General features: G+C 52.2%; 24 protein-coding genes. 16 read left to right on the top strand and 8 right to left on the bottom strand.

From position 1 onward, the window contains the following. The first annotated feature begins 129 nt into the window (after positions 1-129). Genes VXK30_RS03485 through VXK30_RS03470 form a run of 4 tightly spaced genes read left to right on the top strand, consistent with a single transcriptional unit; the run spans position 130 to position 4,152 of the window. Complete coding sequence (locus VXK30_RS03485; RefSeq protein ID WP_275716274.1) at positions 130-1,632, top strand: spore germination protein; 1,503 nt, start codon at positions 130-132, stop codon at positions 1,630-1,632. Next, a complete protein-coding gene (locus tag VXK30_RS03480) occupies positions 1,629-2,753 on the top strand; it encodes a Ger(x)C family spore germination protein (RefSeq protein ID WP_275716272.1) in 1,125 nt (374 codons plus the stop codon). The genes VXK30_RS03485 and VXK30_RS03480 overlap by 4 nt, the downstream gene beginning before the upstream one ends. Before the next feature lies 1 nt (position 2,754). Beyond that, a complete protein-coding gene (locus VXK30_RS03475; RefSeq protein ID WP_275716270.1) occupies positions 2,755-2,967 on the top strand; it encodes a hypothetical protein in 213 nt (70 codons plus the stop codon). 9 nt (positions 2,968-2,976) lie between these two features. Next, on the top strand, positions 2,977-4,152 hold the full coding sequence (locus VXK30_RS03470) for a GerAB/ArcD/ProY family transporter (RefSeq protein ID WP_275716268.1): 1,176 nt from the start codon (positions 2,977-2,979) through the stop codon (positions 4,150-4,152). On the opposite strand, the gene VXK30_RS03465 is transcribed toward VXK30_RS03470, so the two are convergent. The 8 genes from VXK30_RS03465 to VXK30_RS03430 all read right to left on the bottom strand — a co-directional run bounded on the left by VXK30_RS03465 (position 4,109) and on the right by VXK30_RS03430 (position 14,032). Then, on the bottom strand, positions 4,109-4,699 hold the full coding sequence (locus VXK30_RS03465) for a hypothetical protein (RefSeq protein WP_275716266.1): 591 nt from the start codon (positions 4,697-4,699) through the stop codon (positions 4,109-4,111). The genes VXK30_RS03470 and VXK30_RS03465 overlap by 44 nt on opposite strands. 99 nt (positions 4,700-4,798) lie before the next feature. Next, the gene (locus VXK30_RS03460) at positions 4,799-5,320 is read right to left on the bottom strand and encodes a transcription repressor NadR (protein WP_275716264.1); all 522 of its coding nucleotides are present in this window, start codon (positions 5,318-5,320) and stop codon (positions 4,799-4,801) included. Positions 5,321-5,355: 35 nt separating this feature from the next. Beyond that, positions 5,356-7,638 (bottom strand): GNAT family N-acetyltransferase, encoded by a 2,283-nt coding sequence (locus tag VXK30_RS03455; RefSeq protein WP_275716262.1) that lies wholly within the window; start codon positions 7,636-7,638, stop codon positions 5,356-5,358. Continuing rightward, a complete protein-coding gene (locus VXK30_RS03450) occupies positions 7,629-8,534 on the bottom strand; it encodes a DUF2156 domain-containing protein (protein WP_275716260.1) in 906 nt (301 codons plus the stop codon). Before VXK30_RS03450 ends, VXK30_RS03455 begins: the two co-directional genes overlap by 10 nt. A gap of 230 nt (positions 8,535-8,764) precedes the next feature. Further along, the gene (locus VXK30_RS03445) at positions 8,765-10,615 is read right to left on the bottom strand and encodes a hypothetical protein (protein WP_275716258.1); all 1,851 of its coding nucleotides are present in this window, start codon (positions 10,613-10,615) and stop codon (positions 8,765-8,767) included. A 255-nt stretch (positions 10,616-10,870) separates the two neighbouring features. After that, positions 10,871-12,511, bottom strand: coding sequence for a M20/M25/M40 family metallo-hydrolase (locus tag VXK30_RS03440; RefSeq protein WP_275716256.1), 1,641 nt, complete (start codon positions 12,509-12,511; stop codon positions 10,871-10,873). Positions 12,512-12,713: 202 nt separating this feature from the next. Further along, a complete protein-coding gene (locus tag VXK30_RS03435) occupies positions 12,714-13,175 on the bottom strand; it encodes a chemotaxis protein CheX (protein ID WP_275716254.1) in 462 nt (153 codons plus the stop codon). Further along, a complete protein-coding gene (locus tag VXK30_RS03430) occupies positions 13,175-14,032 on the bottom strand; it encodes a response regulator (RefSeq protein WP_275716253.1) in 858 nt (285 codons plus the stop codon). Before VXK30_RS03430 ends, VXK30_RS03435 begins: the two co-directional genes overlap by 1 nt. A gap of 494 nt (positions 14,033-14,526) precedes the next feature. Here VXK30_RS03430 and VXK30_RS03425 point away from each other — a divergent pair, with 494 nt between their 5' ends. From VXK30_RS03425 to VXK30_RS03370, 12 genes are all read left to right on the top strand, one after another. Next, the gene (locus VXK30_RS03425) at positions 14,527-14,898 is read left to right on the top strand and encodes a demethoxyubiquinone hydroxylase family protein (RefSeq protein WP_038322718.1); all 372 of its coding nucleotides are present in this window, start codon (positions 14,527-14,529) and stop codon (positions 14,896-14,898) included. Between the two features lie 18 nt (positions 14,899-14,916). After that, positions 14,917-15,732 carry a family 1 encapsulin nanocompartment shell protein gene (locus VXK30_RS03420; protein WP_275716250.1) on the top strand — a complete coding sequence of 272 codons (816 nt, stop codon included), beginning with the start codon at positions 14,917-14,919 and terminating at the stop codon, positions 15,730-15,732. 79 nt (positions 15,733-15,811) lie between these two features. Further along, a complete protein-coding gene (locus VXK30_RS03415) occupies positions 15,812-16,186 on the top strand; it encodes a desulfoferrodoxin (RefSeq protein WP_275716248.1) in 375 nt (124 codons plus the stop codon). Positions 16,187-16,514: 328 nt separating this feature from the next. Further along, on the top strand, positions 16,515-16,808 hold the full coding sequence (locus VXK30_RS03410; protein ID WP_275716246.1) for a hypothetical protein: 294 nt from the start codon (positions 16,515-16,517) through the stop codon (positions 16,806-16,808). Between the two features lie 60 nt (positions 16,809-16,868). Next, the gene (locus tag VXK30_RS03405) at positions 16,869-17,423 is read left to right on the top strand and encodes a rubrerythrin family protein (protein WP_275716244.1); all 555 of its coding nucleotides are present in this window, start codon (positions 16,869-16,871) and stop codon (positions 17,421-17,423) included. A 217-nt stretch (positions 17,424-17,640) separates the two neighbouring features. Further along, positions 17,641-19,362: a B12-binding domain-containing radical SAM protein gene (locus tag VXK30_RS03400; protein ID WP_275716242.1), complete on the top strand. Its 1,722-nt coding sequence runs from the start codon at positions 17,641-17,643 to the stop codon at positions 19,360-19,362. A 396-nt stretch (positions 19,363-19,758) separates the two neighbouring features. Beyond that, the gene (locus VXK30_RS03395) at positions 19,759-21,585 is read left to right on the top strand and encodes an NADH-quinone oxidoreductase subunit 5 family protein (RefSeq protein ID WP_275716240.1); all 1,827 of its coding nucleotides are present in this window, start codon (positions 19,759-19,761) and stop codon (positions 21,583-21,585) included. A gap of 1 nt (position 21,586) precedes the next feature. Beyond that, positions 21,587-22,450 (top strand): respiratory chain complex I subunit 1 family protein, encoded by an 864-nt coding sequence (locus VXK30_RS03390; RefSeq protein ID WP_275716238.1) that lies wholly within the window; start codon positions 21,587-21,589, stop codon positions 22,448-22,450. Positions 22,451-22,467: 17 nt separating this feature from the next. Next, entirely contained in the window at positions 22,468-22,923 is a 456-nt protein-coding gene (locus VXK30_RS03385) for an NADH-quinone oxidoreductase subunit B family protein (RefSeq protein WP_038322707.1), read from the top strand. 2 nt (positions 22,924-22,925) lie between these two features. Then, positions 22,926-23,261 (top strand): NADH-quinone oxidoreductase subunit C, encoded by a 336-nt coding sequence (locus VXK30_RS03380; protein WP_275716234.1) that lies wholly within the window; start codon positions 22,926-22,928, stop codon positions 23,259-23,261. Between the two features lie 19 nt (positions 23,262-23,280). Continuing rightward, entirely contained in the window at positions 23,281-24,360 is a 1,080-nt protein-coding gene (locus tag VXK30_RS03375; protein WP_275716232.1) for a hydrogenase large subunit, read from the top strand. Between the two features lie 7 nt (positions 24,361-24,367). Then, positions 24,368-24,730, top strand: coding sequence for a 4Fe-4S dicluster domain-containing protein (locus VXK30_RS03370; protein ID WP_275716230.1), 363 nt, complete (start codon positions 24,368-24,370; stop codon positions 24,728-24,730). Positions 24,731-24,741 lie beyond the last annotated feature (11 nt).

Raw genomic sequence — 24,741 nt, 5'->3', positions numbered from 1 at the left:
TAAAGACCCGCATGCATGGAATTCAATTTCGTGCATGCGGGTTTTTATTTAAAAATCGGAGGAATCGCATAAATTTCCCATTATTACAAATAGTAACAGATGCATTGTTTTAGTCGGGAAGGTGAAAAAATGGAAAAGAAAAGCGCGGACCAAAAGGAAGAAAAAGTTGCCTTTACCGGCAGGATCAGCGCCAACAAGGAACTGCTGCAGGGCATTTTTAAAAACGATGAAACGCTTGTTTTCAGGCCGGTGGAAAACCCGTCGGTACCGTCCGTAGGATTCTGCCTTGTCTATATTGACGGAATGGTCAACAACAAGCTGGTAAACGAGGACGTTATCAAGCCCTTGGTGGAGTACAGGGTGGGACAGAAGGATGTCGTATCACTGGATATCATCGCGAAGCAGGTAATGCTGTCCAACAGTGTGGAACGCACGTCGGACACGGACGAAATTCTTCAGGCGATCGTCTACGGGGACTGTATCCTGATGATGGACGGCTTTTCCGATTTTCTGATTCTGAATACGAAAGGCTGGGGCAGCCGATCTGTTTCAGAGCCTGAAAATGAAAAGGTGATCAGAGGGCCGCGCGAAGGATTCAACGAAGCGCTGATGATGAATCTTTCCATGCTTCGCAGGAAGCTGAGAACACCGGATCTGAAAATGGAATTCCTGCGCTTTGGAACAAGATCAAACACCAAAGCCTGCATCTGCTATCTGGACAAAATCGTCAATAAAGAAGTCCTTACGGAACTAAAGAAAAGGCTTCAGACTTTTACGATCGACGGTACTTTAGACGCAAACTATATCAACGAATTTATCAAAGACTCCCCGTACTCTCCCTTCAAAACGATCGGAAGCACGGAAAAGCCGGATATTGTCGCGGCAAAGCTCCTGGAAGGAAGGGTCGCTCTATTTTTGGACGGTACCCCAGTTGTTTTAACCGTTCCGTTCCTTTTCATCGAGAATTTTCAAAGCGACGAAGACTACTACCTCAACTATTTTTTTGCGTCCATCGGGCGCATGCTGCGATTAATCGCCTTCTTTGTCGCCACCAGTATTCCCGCGATTTACGTTGCCCTGACTACCTTTCACGACGAAATGCTTCCGCTCGCCATGACCATGAGTATTTCGGAGGCAAGGCAGGGCGTTCCGTTCCCCACCGTGCTGGAAGCGGTCTTAATGCTGATCGTATTTGAAATGCTCCGGGAATCCGGGGCCAGAATGCCCGGAATGATGGGACAGGCCCTCAGCATTGTCGGCGCGCTGGTCATCGGGCAGGCCGCCGTGGAAGCAAAGATCGTAAGCGCGCCGATGATTATCATCGTAGGAGTCACGGGAATCTCCGGCCTGATGATTCCCCGTGTAAAAGGAGCCACCATTATTCTGCGCTTTATCCTGCTTGCCATGGCGTCCATTCTCGGGCTGCACGGTTATATGTTCGGAGCACTGGGACTGTTGATCCATCTTTTCAATCTCAATTCTTTCGGCATTCCCATTATGAGCAGCGCTTATGAAAACACTTTACAGGATAAAAAAGATATCGCAGTCAGAGCCCCGTGGTGGTTTATGAAAAAAAGGCCCAAATACCTTTCCCCAAACGAAACGAGGGAAACTTCGAGGAGCGAGAAATGAAAACCGGTAAACGACTTTGCATCCTTCTGTTAATCGTGAGCATGCTCCTTTTAAACGGCTGCTGGAATTATCAGGAAATAGAGCGCCTTTCCATGGTCTCCGGCATCGCAATCGACAGAGGAACAGCGGGACATAAATATCATTTTACCTTTGAATTTTTGGACCTGTCCGAAGACCGTCCGGGTTCCAAGCTGCTGGAAACCGAAGGGAATACCGTGTTTGACGGAATCAGGAATGTGATCGGCAAGAGCCAGAAAAAACTGACGTTCAGCGAGTGTAAAGTGGTAGTAATCAGCAAAGACCTTGCTTCGGAGGGAATCGCTCCGCTTCTGGACTTTGTTTCCCGTGACGCCGAGCCGAGGCTGACATTGGTCCCCATGATTTCAGAAGAAAAAACAGCCGGAGAAATCCTTCAGCAAGAACCGGTAACCAACCACCTGATCTGTCTGGAAATCGATCAGATGCTGGTGCAGAATGTAGCCAGCCTCTCGAAAGCGCCCAGAGTCAAACTGTATCAGGCCAATAATATGCTTGCCGGAGAAGGCACCTCCCTGATTCTGCCATCCATCAAAATCGCAAAACAGCAGACGGCGACCACCGTCGAACTGTCCGGTTCAGCCATTTTCAAAAAGGACAAGCTGCTGGGTTTTCTGGATACCGATCAGTCCCAGCTGATGCTGTTCATCAAAAACCAGATAAAAGGGGGGCTGCTGCTGACAAGCCCCGATTCCGACGGCAGGAACGTCACCCTTGAGATAGAGGAGAGCGGAACAAAAATCACCCCCGTCATTGCCCAAAATCCTCCGGCATTCAGAATAGAAATCAAAACCGTATGTGCGCTCGGCGAAGACCAGACCAATAAGAGCCATATTACCGCAGAAAGAATTCAGCAGGTTGAAAAAAGCGCCAAAAGCGGATTGGAGACCAGCGTGTCCAAGCTGATAAAAACAGCCCAGGATCAATATAAATGCGATATTTTCGGATTCGGAAATCTGATTTATCAAAACGATCCCCAGCGATGGGAACAGGACAAACAAAAATGGGACGAAATATTTCGTACGATGAATGTCACTGTAACGGCAGATATTCAAATCAATAACACGGCAAAAGTTGGTGACTGATATGAGTTCTATGATTGTTTTTTTGATTCTTTACGCGATCCTGATCGTCTTCGACCTGATCCCGGTTTTAAAAAAAAGAGACAAAAAGGCTCTTTGGTTTTCCATTCCCGTCTACCTGATTACCCTGACGGCCAATATCATGCTGAGCTTCAGCGCTGATATTACGGGTTCGAATAAAATCATCAGCCAGATCATTTCATCTATTTTTCATTAGAGGTAAAAGATGAATCATAAGATAACGGAAAAACAGATTCAGGCCACGATCTTTATGTTTTGGATGGGCAGCATGGTGGTCGTCGGCATCAACCCGCAGGCCAAGCAGGACTCCTGGATCGCCGGCCTGTTTGCGGGAATTATGATGCTCCCCCTCCTTTTTCTGTATATCCGGCTGACGTCCCTGTACCCCGGAAAAAATTTATTCGAAATCCTGACGCAGATTTTCGGCAAGGTTTTCGGCCGGATCCTGATCCTGATCTATGTGGTTTTTTCCATTCAGCTTGGCGGAATCACATTAAAGATTTTTTCCACCTTCGTTCATATCCTGAACATGCCGGAAACGCCCGAACCCGCGATTCTGTTTTTTATTATCCTTTTATCTGTCTGGGCCGTAAAAAGCGGGCCGGAAAATATCGGCAGAATGTCAAAGTACACCTTTCCGATTCTCCTAATATCCGTCGCCGCCACGTTCATAATCGGCGCCAGGGATATGGATACCAGCAATCTAAAACCGATCATGAATACCGATCTGAAGACGCTGCTCGGCAGTGCTTTTTCCCTCTGCATTCTGCCCTTGGGCGAGGTCTTTCTCTGCCTCTCTTTTTTCTCTGCGCTCGAGCCGCAGGCGAAACCGTCCCGGTTTTTTTTCAAAGCCCTGATCATGACACTGGCGATCCTGATCACTGTCAATCTCAGAAATATTCTGATCCTGGGTTTTCCCTCTGCGAGCATGTTTTATTTTCCTTCCTATGAAACCGTCAGCATCATTTCCATAGGCGACTTTTTTTCCCGTACAGAGGTTCTGATCGGCATCAATCTGATGCTGGCGGGATTTATTAAGGTTGCCGTCTGCCTGTATTCCTCTTCTCTGGGTCTCGCCAAGCTGCTGAACGCAGCCGACCAAAAGCTCTATTGTCGTTCCCTGCGCTCTGCTTATGGTTACCCTGGCCGGCATGCTTTACGAAAACACGGTGGAATGGAAGGACTGGGCGCCAATGTACGAGATTTACGCGATCCCCTTCCAGATCATGTTCCCCATTCTCATTCTGATCGGCGCGGAGATAAAAGCAAGAGCGGGACACCCAAAGACAAAAAATCCCCCCGCTGCAAACAACAAAGCGGGGGAATCCTGAAAATATTTATTTTACGGCGGCTTCCCGTTTCAGCACCGTCTTCGCGCTGACCGGAATGCTGATCACGCGGCTCAGCGGCTTCCATACAATCAGGGCGATCCCAAAATCGATCATGCTGTGAACAATGGTGCCGACCCCGACCAGCAGAATGACGGACATAAAGTACCCGTTGGCATAATAATTTTTCGGCATATTGTTTCCAAAATAAAACAGCGTAACGACGGTCACTTCACTGACTGCGTGAATCAGCGCCAGAAGAAGCCCAAACACCGTGGATTTTCCAACGGAAGCGAGCATATCTTCTTTTCTTTTCAAAATGAACGCGCCTGTCAGCGCAAAAAACAGATGGCTGAACGCGCGCAGCACAATCACGATTGGAAATCCGGCAAATAAAAAGCCAAACGATGTTCCGATGGAAACCGCAACGGCCACCGGCGGGGAAATAAACAGGGCGATAAAAATCGGCACATGGCTGGCAAGGGTAAAGGACGCCGGTTCCAAAATGATTTTCGGGGCGAACATCGGAATGACGATCCCAATGGCGCAAAGCAGCGCCGCAATGACCATACTGATTAATTTTGTTTCACGGTTCCTCATAAAGATTCCTCTCTGACAATCCTCATATTTTATCTTTACACATGTCTTGACACCTGTAATTAGTATTGTAAAGAAGATTTTCGGATTTGTCAAGAGGATTTACCGGGAAAACAAAATTCCCTTTTCCTCCAAAGCGGCAAGGACCCTTTGATACGCGTCCTCCGACCGGCAGGAAATCGTATGCAGATGCACTCCGCCCGTCAGGTCGCACAAGGGCGACGCGTGGTCCTTCGACAGCTTTTCCAGAAAACAGTCGGCGTCGTAGCGGGAAAAAATATGCAGCTGGCCGGAAATCTGGCCGTAAACCGCGTGCTCCACGATCACGTCGATCAGGCCGCAGCCGTTGTCCACAATCGTATACAGCTCTTCCGCAAGGTTTTCCCTGCTGTGCCTGCAGGCGATCGTCCGGATGATCTGATCCCCGTCTCCGGCGCCGGACGTAAGGATATAGCCCCGCGGCGTGGCGGAAATAGCGATGTTCGCCGCCCGCAGGAGCGCAACGTCCCCCACGATAACCTGCCGGCTCACCTGAAATTGCCCGGCAATGGTACCGGCGCTGACAGGCTGTGCGCTTTTTTTCAGAATTTCAAGAATCTCCCGGCGCCTCTGCGCTGCATCCATCGGTATCCCCCTTCCTGCTGTTTCTCAGTATTGTATCATTTTATCCGGCGGTTTTCCACCGTTCCCTTATTTTGTCCGGGGCGTTTCCCTCTTACGCTTCTTGCCAGAATCCTGTTTTTCAGTTTTACATAGACAAACAGCCCGCCCGCCAAAAACAGATACGCCAGTATTTTCTGCTGGGTGAAGATCCCGCCGCCGGAGAATATTCCCGGCATCAGCAGAGCCAGGACCTGAAGCAGAGTAAAAAACAGCAAAATATAGTTCAGGTTGGAGGAATCCAGCCTGTCCAGAAGGTCGCGCTGGGTGTCGAACACGCGCTGAAGCTGATTCTGGTTTCGTTCCAGACGCTGCAGCTGTTCGTTGATGCGGAACGCGTCCCGCAGCATGGCCAGCGATTTTTTGGAGGATGGGTAATTGACCTGAATATCCCAGAATTCTATCGTCCGGGAGTATTCATCGAAAATCTGATGTGTTCTGGAAAGGACCTCGTTCGGCGTAGGATCGCCGCCGGGCGAAAGAAATTCCACAATCTTCTCATTGGTCGAAACGATGGCGGATTCCTCAAACATCAGAAGCTCGATATAAAACTGGGTAATAGATTCAAATTCGATGCGGTCTGTAATTTCAAACGGAAACGTGTCCGATATCTGAATGAAAATATTGGAATAAGCGTACCCGTGGGCGTATTCATACTGCGCCATCCCATGCTCGTTCTCCACGATTTCCACAACGTCCCGGTCTATGACCCTGCCCATGTTTTCACCCTGCTGATAAATGGTCTCCATAAACAGCAGGGAAGCGAGCTCGTTGTTTTTAATCCGACCGCGCTGCCCGGGGATGGTGACAAACGCCTTCGGCGTACCCCTTTTCAGCACCTGATACCCGCGCTCAAGATATTCGTAAAAATTTTCGGTATCCCCGTTGTCCGTCTTAACCGTAAACTGGTTCCTGACAACGCTGTCCAGAAAATGGCTGAGCAGAAAGGGGCAGGAGAGGGACACCACCGACACAACGCCGCAGCTGCTCTGGCAGTCGACGGAAAGGATCAGGTCCACATAAGCGGGTTGGCCGATTTCGCCGCCCCCGGTCAGGTAAGTATCCGGCGTCGTCTCACCGGTAACGACGATTTTGATTTTTCCGAGGTAGTACCGCCGGATACGCTCCTTGAAGCCGCTGCCGTTTTTCGGGAAATCGTTTTGCTTTGGAACCCCCGATTCGAAATGCGTGCGGAAATCGAGCAGGTCCAAAAGCTGCGCCATGGTTTTATCGTATTTTCCCTGGCCCGCGTTTTCCAAAACGGAGAGGTCGCGGTACTCAATCGGAAAGCTCACATACACATCCGGAACGATGCTCCATTCCGACTGCCTGGTACGGAGCATTTCCCTGAGCAGGCCGTTATACAGAATCGGTCCGTCATAGGGGTGGGTCCGGTAATAAATAAAATAGTCCGTATTGCCTTCGGCGCGGGACTCCTCCGTGTTGTTGGCAAGACAGATATATTTCTGATAGGCAACCAGCTGCTCCCGGGTCACCTGTGCGATGACCGCCCGGCAGCGCTCCGACGGTTTTTTGATAAAGCTGTAAACGGCGCTGTTTTTTTCCACCCGAAAGCCCTGTATTTCCGCCGGACGGTGCGGAATCTGCTTTTCGCCGAACACAGCGGAAAGCGTTTCCTCATTGGGAACCGCCAGAGAAAGCTGTTCCGCATTTTCCGCGCCGGAGCTTTCCAGCAGCGGATTTCCCTTGACCAGATAATAATCCCCGCTGATCCTGTCAATGCGAAACCCCAGCTTTTTGTAAATGCCAAGGGATTCCGGGTTGGAAATATCGCTCAGCAGGGAATGGTTCGGGCAGCTTTCGCGCACAAACTGAACCAGACGGGTAGCCAGTCCCGCACGCCTGTGCGCTTCGTCGACACCCAGCGAAAGAAGATAGGTAGTGCGGACCCCGCATTCCTCCGCTTTCAGCTGAAGAAATCTGCGGTCCGACATGGTGGACGGATGGGTCAGCTGAAAGCGGGACCTTCCGCTCGCCTCATACCCGAAAAACCGGGACATCTGCCGCGGATTGGACTTGTTCAGCCGGTCGTAATCGAAAAAAAGGACGAAAGCGATCAGGCGTCCGTCTTCCCGGATGCCATACGCCCCGTCTTCCGCGCCGCAGTAAGAGACGGCGTCCAGAAAATTTTTCTTCAGCTCCGATTTTCTTTCCTGTTCCTCCGGGATCATCTTTTGAAAATATAAATCATTGATAAAGCAGGAAACCGCCAGATCGGCGGCCTGTTCCCGGTCGGATTCGGAAATTTCGGTTATTTCCATGCGGATTCCTCCACTGTCACGAAATACTTTTCAAGTACGTGAACGGGGTGATAGGACAGCTTGGAGGTCCTGAGCCCCAGGTCGCCGATATCCTCCTCACGGTTAATATAAGTCACTCTCTCATCCGCCTCATGTACGGCAAACTCCTTTACCATTACCTGATAAGAGCCTTCATATTCCTTCAGCGCTTTTTCAATATGGACAAACAGGGTGTCCCCCACGATTTCCCCCACGGAGAAGGCAACGATTTTTCCCTCCACCTCGATAAAGCCGCCGCACAGTCCGAACCGCTCAAAATACGGGAGGATTTCCTTCGCCCGGAAGGATTCTTCTTTGGCGATGGGGTTGTCCTTGACGTGCTCCTGTGCATAGCTGCCGAAAAATTCGATCACTCTGTCAATATTTCCGTTTTCAATAGGAACATAGCGGTAATCGGGATACAGCTTTTTAAACTTATTGATATGGTTGCGCTGGCCGCTGAACCTTCTTCCGGCAAACGTCTGCATGTCGGAACACAGGTACAGATAGTCGAACCAGTCGCGGTTTTCCGTGTGGGTAATTCTGCCGCCGTACCTTTTTTCCAGTACGCCGAGCGCGTTCAGCGGCACCGTACAAAAATAAAGGGGGATGTCCTTTTCCCTTGCATAATTTTCCAGCTGCGTCAGCGCACCGTCAACGGAGCCGGGGCCGACCGGGAAAGTAAACGCGACCGCCCCGTTCAGATATGTAACTTTGAAAAGCAACATATTTTCATAGATATCATACTCGCTGTAGAAAAATTTCCTCCACATAAAGATTCCTGCGATAGAATAGTCGCAGGTCCTGAACTGCTGGTACTCGAAATACTTGGATAAAGCCAAAATATTATCGGCTTCGATTGGTTTGAATGAAAGCATACATTCTCCTTAAATTATCTCTTTCTTTTGAGGATCGTTCCTATTATACCACAAAACTCAAAATTTCAGCCCAGGGGCAGCAAATTTTTTACGGGTCGAAAACTTCGCTTTGGCAAACAAACAAAAAAACGGAAAGAGCATATGCGGAAACCGCCCGTTCTATGGGCCTTTCCGGATATGCTCCCTGATTTTGAAGTCGGCCTTTTCACACAGCCGCGATTTTGATACGGTTACGCCGCCGCAATCAGCCTGGCGCTCACGCCGTGCGGCTTGGCGCCGTTTTCCACAGTGATCTGTGCCTGGACCGACTGGCCGCCGATAATTTCAAAAATAACGGCCCCGACACCGGTCTGCCTGCCGGTCACCACATACAGGTCCAGCCCATTTTTATTCTTTCCGGCATAATCGACTGTGGTGCAGGCGTTCTGGGAATGGACATTGAGTTTCTTGCGGTCGATTCCGCCGATTTTAACGCCGATATAGTATTTTCCGCCCGGGCTCAGGGTGTAAGAAGAGGTGTCCACCACGATGCTGCCCGCGGCGATGGCCGTTATCATTTTCTCTCCGCCGACATCGATGGTCACTCCGCCCTTCGCCACGCCGGTTACGGGATACACCCAACCGGTTTTTCCGTTTTTATTATACGCGGCACCGGCTCCCACCGTTGCCACGGAGGAATTGTAGGACATGGCGACCGGCGGCGTTTTGGAATCCGTAACGGCCAGAACCCAGTAGGTGTCGCCCGCTCCGATGGTAACGGCATAGGTATCCAGCGTCAGCCCGGAATCGGAGGGCTGCGACGACTGCGTACCGTAGGTCAGGATACAGGAGTCGGACCGGTAATCCGCCAGTCTGTCTCCTCTTTGGTCCACAAGGTAAGCGATCAGAGTCGCCTTATAGGACTCGGACGACGTGCCCCTTGCGGATACCTGGCAGGAAAGCCCGCTTCCGCTGATCGTGAAGCCGCTGGTTTCCCCGTGCAGCTCCCAGACGACCTTCGTTCCTTCCGCGAACTGCGAAAAGGAAGGCTTTACGCTCGCCACGACCGTAACCGGATTTTTGCCGTCCAGCGCAACGGAGGATTTGCTCAGGGTAATTCCTTCTTTCAGGTTGCTGTCCAGTACAAATTCATCCATATCACCGTCGTCCGACGTTTCTCTTTCCAGTTCAAAATCATATAGGACGACTTCGTCTTCGCCCACCATGCCTCTGTCGGCCTGAAAGGCCGTCTGGCCGTCTCTGGCGGAATTGTTGAAATTCAATAACGGCTTATCCGATATCCCGTTGTGGATAGTCAGCTTTCCGGTATTGAAGGAGAGCGTTCCGGGTCCCGTCAGCGTATCCAGTTCCAGCCACGAGGTGGTGACAAATTCGCCTTTCTGGGCAATCGTCAGATTGCCCGCGTACACACTGCCGTTTGCCGTCACCGTGCTGCCGGCATCCACCACAATGGAGCTCATGTCCGTAATGTAGGGCAGCTTTCCGCTGTAGCTCTTCAGATTGAGCGTCGCCGTATCTTCTCCGTCCAGTTCTTTGACCTTCAGTCCGTTTCCGGTCAAATTAATCGTGCCGTCGGCCTGAATGGACCCCGAAATCGTACTGCCCGTGCTGCCGGAGGCATCCACTTCATTGCCGATGACTGAGCCGACGACGGTTACTTTCCCGCTGATCGTCACCTTCTGGTAAGACCGGGCGTCGCGCTTAACGGTGCCGCCCCTCAGCGTCATATCCCCGTTTGCTTCCAGAGAGCCGACGGTTCCGTCCGAAAGCTCCACCGACCCGTCGCAGTCGACGTCACTCATGGTGCCGCCGGAAATGGTCACCTTACTGCTGCCGGACACCGTAACGTCCTTGATCTCCCCCGCCTTAATGGTCAGGTTGCCGCTGGCGATCACGTTGGAATCGGTCACTTCCGTAAAATTGTCCTCGTTCCATGTAGTGCTCCACGCAGAAACAGCTCCCTGGTAGGTTTTTGCACCATGCTTATCGATAATTTCATCACTGGACGCCGCCTGTACAGCCACCGGCGCCGACAAAACGATCACCGCCAGCGATAATAAAACGGAAAGGATCTTTTTCAATCAAATTCCTCCTTCTGTGAGCAAAGAAAACCCGTTTCGGCTTCTGTTTTACCTTATTATAAAATATATCGGCCCGTTTCCCGATTTATAAAGGGTGTTTTCCCTCGGGCCCCGGACAATGTGGAGATGTTTTCCATATTCCCTATTATAATGAATCGATGCAAAAACCGCAAGCTTAAAACAAACTGATGGGGAGCTTTCATTTTACGGGAAATATCCCGAAGCAGGGCAAAGCACGGATTCCGGGATGCCGGGTTAAGCCAGCAAATGCCTGACGGCGGCCCAGATCAGCGGCACCGCTTTCTCAAAAGAGTAGGAAAGGCACAGCCTCTCCGTAAATTGATGTGCGTCCCTGCCGTGGGGCCCGACGTTCAGAAACGGGATGTTGAGCTGTGCGATCGTTTCCAAAGGGATCCGGTACCCGGAACCCCATACGGGAAAATCCTTCGTCAGGCCGGCAACGTCAATCCGGGCGGACAATCCCAGATAGCTCATGTCGGACAGCCCGGGAAAAAACGGCTCCGTCAGCAGGGTTTCCCCGTACTGCGTCCGGGCCGTCTCCACAAGATACCCCGCCGTTTCCGCCGCCCTGCTGTCCGGAGACGGAAGGTCGGAGTGCGGGTAAAACGGAGGCGCATAGAAAACAATCACCATCGGCCCCCGGTACGGGTAAAAGGTATGGGCCTCCCTGACAGCCGCGACCGACAGGTCCCTCAGGTCCGCGCCGAGATTTTCCGTCTGCAGCTTATGAATATATTCCTTCATATGCCGGTCAAATTCCCGCCCGCGCGCTTTCAGGCAGCAGTCGTACAGTTCCTGAAAGGAAACCACCTTTGGTTCCACGGAAGGCAATGGGACGGGGTTCCCGGTGATCCGCGCGTATTTTCCGGCGTTATTCCGAATATCTTCCAGAGCTGCGGAAAAGGCGTCCTCCGCCGCTTGGATCATGCGCTCCATCACCTGTGCGGGCGTCTGCGTCAGGGTCATGTAGTTGAAATACGCATACGCCGCGGGCGGCGTCTGTACGGAATAGGCCGTTCTGACATCCGCCTGCTTTAAGCAAACCGGCGGCGGAACATGTGTCCCCCCGGCAAAATCGCACAGCTCCGGGTTCGAGTCCACCCTTTCGATGATTTTGGAGGTCAGAAGGTTGGGGTTTAAGCCCGCGAACGGCTCACAGGCGTGCGTTTCCCTGCCGACGCAGTAGAATGCCGGAAGCAGCTTTCCCACCGTTCCGGTATAAAGATACTTTCCCCCATCCCCCGGATATTTTGGAAAATGGGGCTCGGACACGAGGCAGCAGCGGTAATCCAGCCGTTTTTCCCTTTTCATGGACAAAAGCAGTTCCACCGCGGCCAGCATACCGGCTGAATTTGCTTCTTCATCCGGGACGGAAAGGAACAGCAGATTTCCCTCAAAATCAGTCAGATGCTCCCCGGCCCTTCTCAGCATTTCCAGATCGGCCGCAATGCCGAACTTCATGTCCATGGTTCCCCTGCCGAATAAATAATCGCCGGATTTCAGATCCCTTTTCGCTTCTTCGGGCAGCCGCACCTCGGGATGGGTCCTTAAATAATGCGTATAAGCCGCCGGGTCAAAGGCAAATCCTTTCAGTACCCCGAATTCTTCAACGCCCACAACATCAAAATGGCTGAGCAGAACCACCGTTTTTTCGCTCTTTATCCCACCCTCAAGAAGCGCGTACACAAAGCTTCTGCGGCAAGGGTCACCCGGCACCGGGCAGAACCGAACCTGGTGCGGACGGGAATGAAAATACGGAATTTCTTTCAGCATCGCAGCGATTTTTTCAGCCATCTTCCATTCGCCGTCGGTTTCCGAAACGCTCGGCACCCCGCATAATTCCAAAAAATTTTGATAAATTGTCTCATTCAGCATGAACTATCCCCATGGTCTTTCTTCCATTCTATTTTAATTTTTCGACTGCATTTTTCATTATATTCTCAGCCGCCGCTGTTTTCAACAGCGGCGAAAGCGTCGAAAAACTTGTCAGGTGTTTTCAACGGCGGAATGGATGAATTGCAGAAGATGCCCGGAACAAAACCGCCCCGCCGGAAACTCGGCGGGGCTATGTGCGCTTTTATTTCTTTTCCAGTGAGAGGCAGATGCCGAGCAAAAATTCCCCCGCCAGCATTTCAAGGCAGGCGGCCTGTTTCAGGCTTGTATCCGCCGTAAAATCGCCGTGTATCAGCGTCGGCGTGGAAATGTCGGCCCGGATTCCCTTCCCGGACAGATCCGTACAGGCCGTCGCGGCGAGCATATTGCTGAGCTCGGACACCGCGCTCTGCACCATTTCATCGAACCGGGAAACCTCCATCCCGCCCATCATGGCGGAAGCGATCGAATTCGCGCAGTCCTCCTGCATGGTAAAATACACGTTTCCGTGAAGGTCGCCCGTAATACCGACTATCACTACGATACCGGGGGAACGGATCAAACGGCCGCATTCCGTTTCCCCTTTATACTGAACGTCCGGTATTCCGAGCTGTGGCATTACATTTAGAAAAGCAGTGGAAAACGATTCTGTATAATCTTTATTCATCAGTTCACGCCCCTGTTAAACCCTACATTGAAATAGACTTCCCCGAAATCGGTCGCCGCCCTCGCGGAAGAAACCGTATCCAGCACCGATTTGGATATTTTAATACATTCACCGTAAACAATCGTCGGGGGCGCTACGCGCAGTCCGAAAAGCGAATTGTTTTTATTCATCAGCGAACAGGCGTTGCCGGCGATAATATTGGGAAGCTCCCCCATCACATTGATCATCTGCTCCTTTGTCGGCTCCTCTTTTTTCAGCAGAAATTTTGCTATGTTCCCGGCGGTGACCTCGGACATGTCCAGGATCATCCTGCCGCCATACTTGCCGATAATCCCCATGACAACCGACATGCCCCTCGAAACCTGTTCTTCTTTGGTGGTTTGCTTTTCCTGAAAGTCGGGAACGGATTTGAAAAACCGATTGAACGTATCGGACAGCGCTTCCCGAAACACATTGTAATACAGGCCGTCAAGCTGTACGAACAGCTCGTCGTCGGACATTGCCCTCTGAATCGCCAGACAAAGCTCCTCTTCATCCACGGGCTTTTGCACATAACCGGATATTCCCGCCTTCTGCGCCCTACGTACAATTTCGTCATCCATCATGGAGCTTACAATGATTACTTTTACATCGGGGTCAACCGCGCGGATCGCCTGCGTACATTCAATCCCATCCGCGCCCGGCATCGTCATGTCCATTGTAACAAGGTCCGGTTTCAGCCTGGAAACCGCCTCTACGGCTTCCTCCAGGGAATTGGCGCTTCCTTCGACAAGAAATCCTCTGGAAGTAAGGGTGTTGGTCAGCATGGCAACCGAGAAAGGGGAGTCGTCAACCACTACAATTCTGATTTTTTTCACATTCATCCCAGCTTTTTATATGATCTTAGTTGATGGGGCTTTTTCAAAAATCGGAAATCATCTGTCACAAATTTTGTCACATAAATGAGTATAAGGTATTTTTTTGCAATTATCAATCCGGAATTTAACCATTCTTTTTCCTGTTCCCACTACAAATTCTAAAACAAAAGCACAGAGACCGGTGCCCCGTTCCCTGTGTCTCTCTGTGAACCTGCTTGCCGCCAAGCACTCCACCCTTGGAAAGGTATTCGCCATTGCGCATTTATCCGTAAAGTCTTATAGCAATTTCATTTCCGTTCGCGAAGAAAACGCGTTCCTCCCCCGCCTACGGCGGGGGAGGAACGCAACCTTGTTGCAGAATCAGCTGGAAATGCTGTAAAAAAATGATTATTTTTTTACTTCAGGTACTTGCAATCGGAAGAAAAAGGGTGTATATTAATAATAGAAAACAATAACAGTTATTATTATTAAATTATAATTAGGAGGTCAAACAAATGCCAGCTTTTGCAAATCCCTTTCAGGGAAATGTCGAACGGAAATTGACAAAGGAGGAGCTGATCCAGGCAATCCGGCTGGATATCGCCGGTGAACTGGAGGCGATCTACCTTTACGACGCACATGTGCAGGCCACGGACAATGTAATGGCCAAGGAAGTGATCGGCGATATACGCGACGAGGAAAAAGCGCACGTCGGGGAATTGATGACGCTGCTGCGGAACCTCGACCCGAAAGAGGCCGAATGGTTCGCTTCCGGGGAATCGGAGGTAAAAGAAATGCTGGAGGGACTCGGCCTTTCCGGTCCGCCCGCACAACAGAACGCCGAAACACACGCAGAGCTTACCGTAGGCGGCCTGCTTAACCAATAGAATATAGGAGGTATCATCATGAGTTACTTATCCAGAGAAAATGCTCCGATCGGATCGGACCTATGGAAAAAAATCGACTCCGAGGTAATCAGTGCGGCACGCTCCGCGCTGACGGGAAGAAAATTTCTACATATCTACGGCCCGCTGGGAATCGGAGCGGAAAGCATCCGGGTGGACGATTCCCAATCGGCTGACGAAGCCGAGGCGGACGGCCTGATTACCGCGAAGGGCAGAAACTACGTTCAAATCCCCACGCTGTACGAGGACTTTGCCCTTTTAGCGAAAGATTTGGAAAGCGACGGCAAGACCGGTTACCCGACCGACCTTTCCGGCGCGGCTTATGCCGCGGAAACCTGCGCGAGAAAGGAAGACCGCCTGATCTTTTTCGGCAGCGAAGCAAACGGATACGAGGGGCTGCTGACGGCGTCCGGAATCCACAGGATCAAACGGTCGGACTGGGCCGCCGATGAAAACGCGTTTTCCGACCTTGCCGCCGGCCTGGAATGGTTCACGGCAAACGGCATTTACGGCGCCTACGCGCTGATCGTCAGCCCGGACCTTTTCCTGAAGCTGCAGCGGATTCAGCCGGGAACCGGTCTGCTGGAAATCGAGCGGATCAGTCGGCTGTTAAAAGGCAATGTGTTCACCTCGCCGGTGCTCGGCGCTGAAAAAGCGGTTCTCGTCTGCTCCGAACCCAGATACATGGACCTGGTCATCGGACAGGATCTGGCGGCCGCCTATCTGGAGCAAAAGGACCTGAACCATCGTTTCCGCGTTCTTGAGACGGTGCTGCCGCGCATCAGGCGCAAAGAAGCCGTCGTGGCTTTTGAATAAATCCACTGTGAAGTCTTTGCAGGTCGGACCTGTATGATCAATAGAATCATAATATGGATGAATGAAGGAGAAATGTAAAATGTCTGAAGTTGCTTTCTATCGTTGTGAATTATGCGGAAATATGGTGGCCCTGATCAAGAAGGGCGACGGAACGCTTACCTGCTGCGGTCAGGAAATGACCAAGCTGGAAGCCAATACCACGGACGCCGCACAGGAAAAGCATGTGCCGGTCGTTACCCGCGAGGGCGGAAAAATCAAGGTATCCGTCGGTTCGGTGCTGCACCCGATGCTCCCCGAGCACCACATTGAATGGATTGCCCTTGTCACGGACGACAGGGTGGAAATCGCCTATCTGAAGCCCGGCATGGAGCCAAAAGCGGAATTCAATGAGTCCGCCTCCGGCACCGTCTACGAATACTGCAACCTGCACGGCCTGTGGAAAGCGGATTTTTAACGCTTTCCGGGCTTTCACATACAACCTCAATCGGAAAAGAGCCTTGCGGAAAACCGCAAGGTTCTTTTCCTTTACAGACCAGCCGGCAGCTGACCAGGAGCACCGTTCAGGGAACCGGGCCGTTTTTGCCCGGGTGCGGGAATTTCAAAGATAGCGCACACGGCGAAGCAAGGGGAATTCTCTGTATTTAGCGAAAGTACACAAATTATCTTTCGTTTATTCCTGAAATTTTTCTCAGAAAACACTTGCATTCTCAGGTAATAAAGAGTATATTATAAACAACAAAAACAATAACAATTACTATTATTGAATTTTAGGAGGTTTTCTTATGACAAGCAATTTCAGTATCAACAATATGAACGGTATCTCGAACAAGGACGAAGTTCGCTTCGGCATCAACAACATGAACGCACTTACGGACAGGAATGACATTTCCCTCCGCTACGACAATGAGAACGGCGTATCCGAGCTGGACTCCGCCATCTACCACATCAACAACATGAATGGCATCTCGTTCACATCCGCGCATTCTTCCCCGGCACTGACCCTGTTCAGAATTTTAAGCTCCGTGGCAAAGGGGGATTCCTGCCGCCGTCGCCTGCAGCCCGCAGAGGCCAAGTAACGAACCGGATATTTTAAGAATACCATCAGTATCTTATCAAAATTAAGGAGGAACAAAGCAATGTCCGTAAAAAATGCAATGACTTTCGATTTTCTTCATTCCGCGTACGGCGGGGAAAGCATGGCGCACATGAGATATCTGATCTGGGCAGATGCGGCCCGCAAAGAGGGCTTTCCAAACATTGGAAAGCTGTTTGAGGCAATCGCCTATGCCGAAAGAGTACACGCGGGCAACCATTTCCGCGAAATCGGCGGCAGCACTGCGGACGCCACAGTGACCGCCGGAGCAGTTTTCGGAACCGGTAAAACGGTGGAGAACCTTCAGGGCGCGATTAACGGCGAGCTTCACGAAGTGCAGCAGATGTATCCCGTTTACCTGAACGCCGCAGAATTTCAGAAGGAACCCGGCGCGCAGCGTTCCTTCCACTTTGCGCTTGAGGCGGAGAAGATTCACGCCGCACTGTTCCAGAAAGCGCAGAACGCCGCAAAGGAAGGGAAAGATGTCGAACTGAAATCCGTTTACGTCTGCCCGGTCTGCGGCCACACGATTCTGGACGGCGCGCCCGACAGCTGCCCGATCTGCGGAGCAAAAAAAGAACTGTACGTAAAGTTCTGACCGATAAATGCCACATCGGAAATTTGATCCCTATCGAAAACAGAACAGCCGCTCCGATGAAAGGAGGATGCCTTATCGTAAGGCATCCTCCTTTTTTCGTCAATGCGCGGGTTCCTCTCCCGCTGCGGGGAATACTGACGGCGGAGCGGAAGTGTGGTATAATAGCCTCACCCGCCGGAGGGAACCAGCCGGCGGGAAAGAAAGGTATCCTATATAAATGAAAAATAAATTGACCGCAGCCATCTGCGTTTTAAACTCCAAATATATTCATTCCTCCCTTGCGCCGTGGTGCCTTTCGGCGGGCGTGGACGCCTACTGCGGGCCGGAAATTTCCGCTGAGGTTGTGGAGGGCACGATCAATGAGCGGCTGGAGGACGTCGCACAGCGCATCCTGGCGCTGAACCCGCGGGTCATCGGCTTCAGCTGCTACATCTGGAATATTTCCGCTACAAAGGAGCTGATACGGCTTGTGAAGAGCCGCCTGCCCGGCGCCGTCGTCGTGCTGGGCGGCCCGGAGGTAAGCTACTGCGCGGAAAAGCTGCTGTGCGGGGAGCCGGAGGTGCAGTACGTTCTCTCCGGGGAAGGCGAAAAGCCTTTCGCTCTTCTGCTGAACGCAATCAGCCGTGGGGAGACACCTGAAAACATCCCCGGGGTCTACCGCCGCCGCGGCGGAAAGGTAATAGCCGTTCCTCCTTATACTCCGGAGGAAGACCCTCCTTCACCGTACACCCCGAAATACCTGAACGCGCTGAAGGGGCGCATCGCGTACCTGGAAACCAGCCGCGGATGTCCCTATTCCTGCGCTTTCTGCCTTTCCGGGCGGTGCGGCAGCGCACGCTTCTTTCCCTTGGACAGGGCCAAGAGGGAATTGCTGCTGCTGGCCCGCAGCGGCGCAAAGACGGTAAAGCTGGTCGACCGCACTTTTAACGCAAACCGCGGACGGGCCATCGAGCTGTTCCGCTTCATCATCGCGAACTACGGAACCGAAATTCCCGCCGGAGTGTGCTTTCATTTTGAAATCGCGGGCGATCTTCTGGACGAGGAAACGCTGAATCTTCTGGCGCAGGCACCCGTCGGCGCCATGCAGATGGAAATCGGGCTGCAGAGCTTCAACCCAAAAACGCTTGCCGCCATCAACCGGAAAACGGACGTGGAGCGGCTGAAGAAAAACATCCGCCGCCTGATCGCCAACGCGAATATGCATATTCACATCGACCTGATTGCGGGCCTGCCCTATGAGGATTTCTTCAGCTTCGCCGAAAGCTTCAATACCGCCTACTTTTTGGGGCCCAACATGCTGCAGCTGGGATTTTTAAAACTGCTGTACGGCGCGCCCATGCGGGAAAACCCGGAGGAATTTCCCTGCCGGTATGATGAACAGCCGCCGTATGAGGTAATACGGACGCCCTGGCTTTCCGAAGAAGAGCTGCTGCGGCTGCATCACACGGAAGACGCTTTAGAACGCCTGTACAACAGCGGCCGCTTCCGCAGGACGCTCGCCTATCTTCTGGAAAAGAGCACAATGACGCCGTTCGGGCTGTTTGACCGGTTCGGCGAATTCGCCGCCCGAAAGGGAACGGATGAAATCCCGCTGGACGACTACACAACCCTGCTCTTCGCCTTTTTCAGCGGGCAGAGCGGCATTGACAGGGAGGTTTTGCGCGACAGGATGGTCTGCGACCGGCTGGCCACCAACGCTTCGGGCAGGCTCCCGCCCGTCCTGCGCGTCCGTGATCCCGCGCTGGGAAGGGCAATCCGCGAGCTTGAGGATACAGACCGTCCCTCAAAAGGGATAAAAAGGGGATACGCACTGCTGTACACCGGGCACTGCCTGGTTTATGCGGATTATAAAAACCGGAACCCTGTCAGCGGGGAATATCCTCTCTTTGAATTCCGGCCCGAACTCTGGAAAGAATCCATGCAGTCCACCGGACGTTAAGGCTGTCCGGCGGACTGTTTTTTAATTCATTCTGTACAATCGGATTCCCTTTTATAAAATAATTCCCACAGCAGTCTTATAGTTACGAAATTGCTCTTTCAATTTTTCCAGAATCTGCACTTTTTTAAATTTACATAAAATCCATTTCAAAATCCGGAGAAAAAGGGTAAATATTGACCTTGCACATCTGAGAATTTTTGATTATCATAGATGTGCTTCTGTTATAAAAATAACATTCATTTGCCTTTCAAGGGAAAAGTGTTGTGTATTTGGTGTGTTTGCAGAAGAGAAACATGGAGAAATGGTGGTTTTATTGCAATGATCGTTACTCTCATAATCTTTCCTTTTATTGCAGCTCTGATTCTATCCATGGTCAAACCGGGAAAACCGCGGGATATGGTTGTATTTTCAAGCTGCGCCGTCCTCGTCGTGATGGTGGTCGCCTTTTCCGTAAGTTCCCTGCTTGGCGGGGCGGACCAGGCTTACCTTGCGGAAACCCGGCTGCTCGACAAAGCGATGCTTCTGGCGGAATTCGGGCTGATGGGTCTTGTGTTTTATTATTCCTTCCGGTATAAGCAGTATTACTGTGCCCTGCTTTCGGCGGCGCAGACCCTGCCCGTTGCATGGATGGAGCTTACCGGTCGTTCTGCGGAAGGCGGAAACCATATTATTGTAGACGACCTCACGATTATCATGTGTATGGTGATCGGTATTGTGGGGTGCCTGATCTGCGTATACGCGGTGGGATACATCAGGGAATACCACAAGCATCACACCGAGTACAAGGACCGGTCGCCCTTTTTCTTCGCCATGCTTTTTGTGTTTTTGGGCGCTATGTTCGGATTGGTTTTTTCCGGCAATCTCACCTGGATCTATTTCTTCTGGGAAATCACCAGCATCTGTTCGTTCCTGCTGATCGGCTATAATCAGACTCCGGAGGCGATCCGGAATTCTTTCCGCGCGCTCTGGATGAACCTTTTGGGCGGCCTCGGCTTTGCGGGGGCCATCCTGTACTGTTCTCTCAAACTGGATATCGCCAATATCCGGGAGCTGGTCATTCTGGGCACAGGGAACCAGGCAGCGCTCATCCCGGTGATTCTGCTGGCTTTCGCGGCGCTGACCAAAAGCGCGCAGATGCCGTTTTCCCGCTGGCTGCTGGGGGCTATGGTCGCGCCGACGCCTACCTCCGCCCTGTTGCATTCCGCAACGATGGTCAAGGCCGGCGTTTACCTTTTGATCCGCCTTTCCCCCGCGCTCAACGGCAACCTGGCGGGGATCATGGTCACCACTATCGGCGGGTTTACCTTTTTTGCCGCTTCCCTGCTCGCCATTTCGCAGAGCGACGGCAAAAAAGTGCTCGCGTATTCCACCATTTCCAATCTGGGCCTGATTACCGCGTGCGCGGGCGTCGGCCTGCATGAAGCCGTATGGGCGGGTATCCTGCTTCTGGTGTTCCACGCGGTTTCCAAATCGCTGCTGTTCCTTTCGGTCGGCGCGGTGGAAAACAGCACCGGCAGCCGTAATATTGAGGATATGCACGGTCTGATCGTCAAGCTGCCCAAGCTTGCCTTCGTGATGATCGTGGGAATCTGCGGAATGTTCCTCGCGCCCTTCGGCATGCTGATTTCCAAATGGGCGGCGCTCAAGGCGTTTGTGGATTCCAAAAGCGTCTGGCTGGTGATTTTCCTGGTATTCGGAAGCGCCAGCACGCTGTTCTACTGGGGAAAATGGCTGGGCAAGCTGGTCGCGGTGATCCACCGTTCCGAACGGCTGCCCGACAAGCTGGAAAAAAGCGACTGGTTTTCGATTTACACGCTGGCGATCCTGGTCATTGCCCTGTGCGTTTCTTTCCCGCTGCTGTCCACTTATCTGGTGCAGCCCTTCCTGATTCAGACGTTCCATGAGCCTTTGATGACGCTCATCAGCAGCAGCGACCTCAAGATCATGTTCCTGATGTTCTGCACCATTCTGGTTCTGCCCGTCATGGTGCGCCTGCTGACCTTCGGCAAAAGAAATAAAATCGTCATCTCCTATATGAGCGGTGCCAACACCGGCGACGACCGTCATTTTACGGATTCCTTCGGGCGGGAATCATCCATGTATCTTGCGAACTGGTATATGGAGGATCTTTTCGGGGAAAAGAAGATATTGAAGCCTTCGCTGGTTCTCGCCTCCGCCGGCTTGATTATCCTGATGATCGTTGCGATCGGAGGTGTAATTTAAGATGCAGATTTTACTGAAAATTATATTGTTCCTGATTCTGGCCCCCGTTCTGGGCGGCCTGCTCTCCGGATTCGACCGAAAAATCGGCGCGCGGTTTCAGGGCCGTCAGGGTCCGCCGCTGATACAGCCCTTTTACGATCTGCACAAGCTTTTTTCCAAGCAGTCCGTCGTGGTAAACGGCGTACAGGATTTTCTGGTCGGCGGATTCTTTGTATTCGTCGTATTTACGGGATGCATTTTCTTCGCGGGCGGCGACCTGCTGCTCGTCTTTTTCGCGCTGACGCTGGCAGAGGTGTTTTTGATCCTGTCCGCGACCTCGGCGAATTCCCCCTACAGCGCCATGGGCGCGCAGAGGGAGCTGGTACAGATGATGGCCTACGAGCCGATGATGCTTCTGGCGGCGATCGGGTTTTATATTGCCGACGGCAGCTTCAACGTGGTCGATATCGTACACACCGGCACTTCCGCCATTGCCGTTCTTCCGGGCATGTTTTTCGGATTTCTCTATATCCTGACGATCAAACTGCGCAAATCGCCTTTCGATATCAGTACCTCGCACCACGCCCATCAGGAGATGGTAAAGGGCCTTACTACGGAGCTGTCCGGCAATGTTCTGGGGCTGGTGGAGCTGGCGGGCTGGTATGAAGACGTACTTCTGCTCGGTTTCATAGGACTGTTCATCATCAACCTTCAGTGGTGGAGCATTCTCGCCGCGGTGCTGGTATGCGCTTTGTCGTTTGTCCTTGAAACGTTTATCGACAATCTTTTTCCCCGTGTCAAATGGGATAAAATGCTCGGTTCCACCTGGCTGGTCACACTGGTCGCAGGCGGCATTAACCTGCTGATCCTGACGCTCATTCATTAAGGAAGGTGCTTTCGCGAATGATGAAGATATCAAAGTCCCCCTGGCTTCTGCATTACGACGGCTCCAGCTGCAACGGCTGCGACATCGAGGTGCTGGCCTGCCTGACGCCCGTTTATGATATTGAACGCTTCGGCGTCGTCAACACCGGCAACCCCAAACACGCCGATATCCTTCTGATTACCGGCGGCATCAACCATCAGAACGAGCTGGTGGTAAAACAGATTTACTCCCAGATGCCGGAAATCAAGGTGGTCGTCGCGGTCGGCATCTGCGCCTGCGACGGCGGGATTTTCAAGGAGTGCTACAATATCCTGGGCGGCGTGGACAAGGTGATCCCCGTGGACATTTACGTTCCCGGCTGCGCCGCAAGACCGGAAGCGATTATTGACGGCGTGGTCAAGGCTGTCGCGCTTCTGGACAGAAAACGCGAGCTGAAAAAATTCGGCGCGGCGGCGCTGCACAAGGAGGCTTAATCATGCCGGAAAATATCATTATCCCCATTTCTTCCGAAGTCCTGCTGGAAGAGGTCCTGAAAATGAAGGGCGGCGGCTGCCGTCTGGTACAGATCTGCGCCACAAGAATCCCCGACGGCTACGAGCTTTCCTATTCGTTCGGAAAGGATTTCGATTTGTACACCCTGCGCTTCAATATCGGCGAAGAGGTTGAAATCCCCAGCATCAGCGGCATTTATCCCGCGTCCTTCTTATATGAAAATGAAATTCACGATCTTTTCGGCGTACCGATCAAGATGATTTCCCTCGACTATAAAGGCGGCCTGTACCGCACCGAAAAGAAAACGCCTTTTAAATAAATCGTAGGAGTGATACCAGATGTCCAAACGCAGCATTGTACCGTTCGGCCCTCAGCATCCGGTCCTTCCGGAACCGATCCATCTCGACCTGGCGCTGGAAGACGAAAAGGTGGTGGAGGCGATCCCCTCCATCGGCTTTGTGCACAGGGGCCTTGAAAAGCTGGTGGAGAAAAAAGACTTTAATGAATACGTATATGTCGCGGAGCGAATCTGCGGAATCTGCAGCTTTATGCACGGAATGGGTTACTGTGAATCGGTGGAAAATATCATGGAAGTGGAAATTCCGCCCCGCGCCAAATACCTGCGCACCATCTGGTGTGAGATGTCGCGGATTCACAGCCATCTTTTATGGCTCGGCCTGCTGGCCGACGCGTTCGGCTTTGAAAGCCTGTTCATGGAAACATGGAGAATGCGCGAAAAGGTGCTGGATATGTTTGAATATTCCACCGGCGGCCGCGTGATTTTCTCGGTCAATAAGATCGGCGGCCAGCGCAAGGATATGGACAACGACATGATCCGGGAGTTTCTCTCTGTCTTCGCCGACATGGAACGCGATCTGAAGGAGCTCGTCAAAACCTTTCTGAATAATTCCGCGGTCAACAGCCGTCTGCGGGACGTCGGTTTCCTGACCAAGCAGCAGGCGTTCGACCTCGGCGCCGTGGGACCGTTTATGCGTTCCAGCGGCATCAGCCGCGACACCCGCAAGCTCGGCTACGCCGCGTACCCCTTCCTCGATTTCGAGCCGATCACGAGCGACGTAGGCGACTGCTACGCGCGGACCGACGTGCGTATCCGGGAAATCTTCCAGTCCATCGACCTCATCCGCCAGGCGGCGGCAAAGATTCCGAACGGCGAGGTTTCCGTCCCGGTCAAGGGCTTCCCGCAGGGGGAATATTTCATGCGGGTAGAGCAGCCGCGCGGCGAAGCGATTTACTATGTGAAGGCAAACGGAACCAAGTTTTTAGACCGGGTGCGGGTGCGCACCCCTACGTTTGCCAATCTGCCGGGAATGCTGGAAACCATGAAGGGCTGTCAGCTTGCCGACGTCCCCATTTTGATATTGACGATCGATCCCTGCATCAGCTGTACCGAAAGGTGATGAAACAATGAGTTTACTGACTTTCGCAAAAATCGAACTGCACAATTTATTTTCAAAACCGGCTACCCGGCCTTACCCGGAGCAGCCGAGAGAATATCCCCCGCGCACAAGGGGCCATATTGAAAACGACGTGGACGCCTGCGTTTTCTGCGGGCTTTGTTCCAAAAAATGCCCGACCGGCGCCATTCAGGTAAACCGGGGAGAAAAAAGCTGGTCGATTCAGCGCTTCAGCTGCATCCAGTGCGGCTGCTGTGTGGAAAGCTGCCCCAAGAAATGCCTTTCCATGCATCAGAGCTACACCGAGCCCGCTCAGCGCAAAACCATCGATACCGTTTGCCAGACCCCCGTGGAAAACCAGAACGCGTCTTAGGAACCATTAAG

It is taken from the genome of Caproiciproducens sp. CPB-2 (assembly GCF_036287215.1).
GTDB lineage: Bacteria > Bacillota > Clostridia > Oscillospirales > Acutalibacteraceae > Caproiciproducens.
Note: the sequence above shows the minus strand (reverse complement) of the source record. Positions and strands in the feature narration are given on the sequence as shown.

What these genes read in the sequence shown, in the direction of transcription:
- VXK30_RS03485 (WP_275716274.1), top strand. Translation starts at nt 130, where the DNA reads ATGGAAAAGAAAAGCGCGGACCAAAAGGAAGAAAAAGTTGCCTTTACC.
- VXK30_RS03480 (WP_275716272.1), top strand. Translation starts at nt 1,629, where the DNA reads ATGAAAACCGGTAAACGACTTTGCATCCTTCTGTTAATCGTGAGCATG.
- VXK30_RS03475 (WP_275716270.1), top strand. Translation starts at nt 2,755, where the DNA reads ATGAGTTCTATGATTGTTTTTTTGATTCTTTACGCGATCCTGATCGTC.
- VXK30_RS03470 (WP_275716268.1), top strand. Translation starts at nt 2,977, where the DNA reads ATGAATCATAAGATAACGGAAAAACAGATTCAGGCCACGATCTTTATG.
- VXK30_RS03465 (WP_275716266.1), bottom strand. Translation starts at nt 4,699, where the DNA reads ATGAGGAACCGTGAAACAAAATTAATCAGTATGGTCATTGCGGCGCTG.
- VXK30_RS03460 (WP_275716264.1), bottom strand. Translation starts at nt 5,320, where the DNA reads ATGGATGCAGCGCAGAGGCGCCGGGAGATTCTTGAAATTCTGAAAAAA.
- VXK30_RS03455 (WP_275716262.1), bottom strand. Translation starts at nt 7,638, where the DNA reads ATGGAAATAACCGAAATTTCCGAATCCGACCGGGAACAGGCCGCCGAT.
- VXK30_RS03450 (WP_275716260.1), bottom strand. Translation starts at nt 8,534, where the DNA reads ATGCTTTCATTCAAACCAATCGAAGCCGATAATATTTTGGCTTTATCC.
- VXK30_RS03440 (WP_275716256.1), bottom strand. Translation starts at nt 12,511, where the DNA reads ATGCTGAATGAGACAATTTATCAAAATTTTTTGGAATTATGCGGGGTG.
- VXK30_RS03435 (WP_275716254.1), bottom strand. Translation starts at nt 13,175, where the DNA reads ATGAATAAAGATTATACAGAATCGTTTTCCACTGCTTTTCTAAATGTA.
- VXK30_RS03425 (WP_038322718.1), top strand. Translation starts at nt 14,527, where the DNA reads ATGCCAGCTTTTGCAAATCCCTTTCAGGGAAATGTCGAACGGAAATTG.
- VXK30_RS03420 (WP_275716250.1), top strand. Translation starts at nt 14,917, where the DNA reads ATGAGTTACTTATCCAGAGAAAATGCTCCGATCGGATCGGACCTATGG.
- VXK30_RS03415 (WP_275716248.1), top strand. Translation starts at nt 15,812, where the DNA reads ATGTCTGAAGTTGCTTTCTATCGTTGTGAATTATGCGGAAATATGGTG.
- VXK30_RS03410 (WP_275716246.1), top strand. Translation starts at nt 16,515, where the DNA reads ATGACAAGCAATTTCAGTATCAACAATATGAACGGTATCTCGAACAAG.
- VXK30_RS03405 (WP_275716244.1), top strand. Translation starts at nt 16,869, where the DNA reads ATGTCCGTAAAAAATGCAATGACTTTCGATTTTCTTCATTCCGCGTAC.
- VXK30_RS03400 (WP_275716242.1), top strand. Translation starts at nt 17,641, where the DNA reads ATGAAAAATAAATTGACCGCAGCCATCTGCGTTTTAAACTCCAAATAT.
- VXK30_RS03395 (WP_275716240.1), top strand. Translation starts at nt 19,759, where the DNA reads ATGGTTGTATTTTCAAGCTGCGCCGTCCTCGTCGTGATGGTGGTCGCC.
- VXK30_RS03390 (WP_275716238.1), top strand. Translation starts at nt 21,587, where the DNA reads ATGCAGATTTTACTGAAAATTATATTGTTCCTGATTCTGGCCCCCGTT.
- VXK30_RS03385 (WP_038322707.1), top strand. Translation starts at nt 22,468, where the DNA reads ATGATGAAGATATCAAAGTCCCCCTGGCTTCTGCATTACGACGGCTCC.
- VXK30_RS03380 (WP_275716234.1), top strand. Translation starts at nt 22,926, where the DNA reads ATGCCGGAAAATATCATTATCCCCATTTCTTCCGAAGTCCTGCTGGAA.
- VXK30_RS03375 (WP_275716232.1), top strand. Translation starts at nt 23,281, where the DNA reads ATGTCCAAACGCAGCATTGTACCGTTCGGCCCTCAGCATCCGGTCCTT.
- VXK30_RS03370 (WP_275716230.1), top strand. Translation starts at nt 24,368, where the DNA reads ATGAGTTTACTGACTTTCGCAAAAATCGAACTGCACAATTTATTTTCA.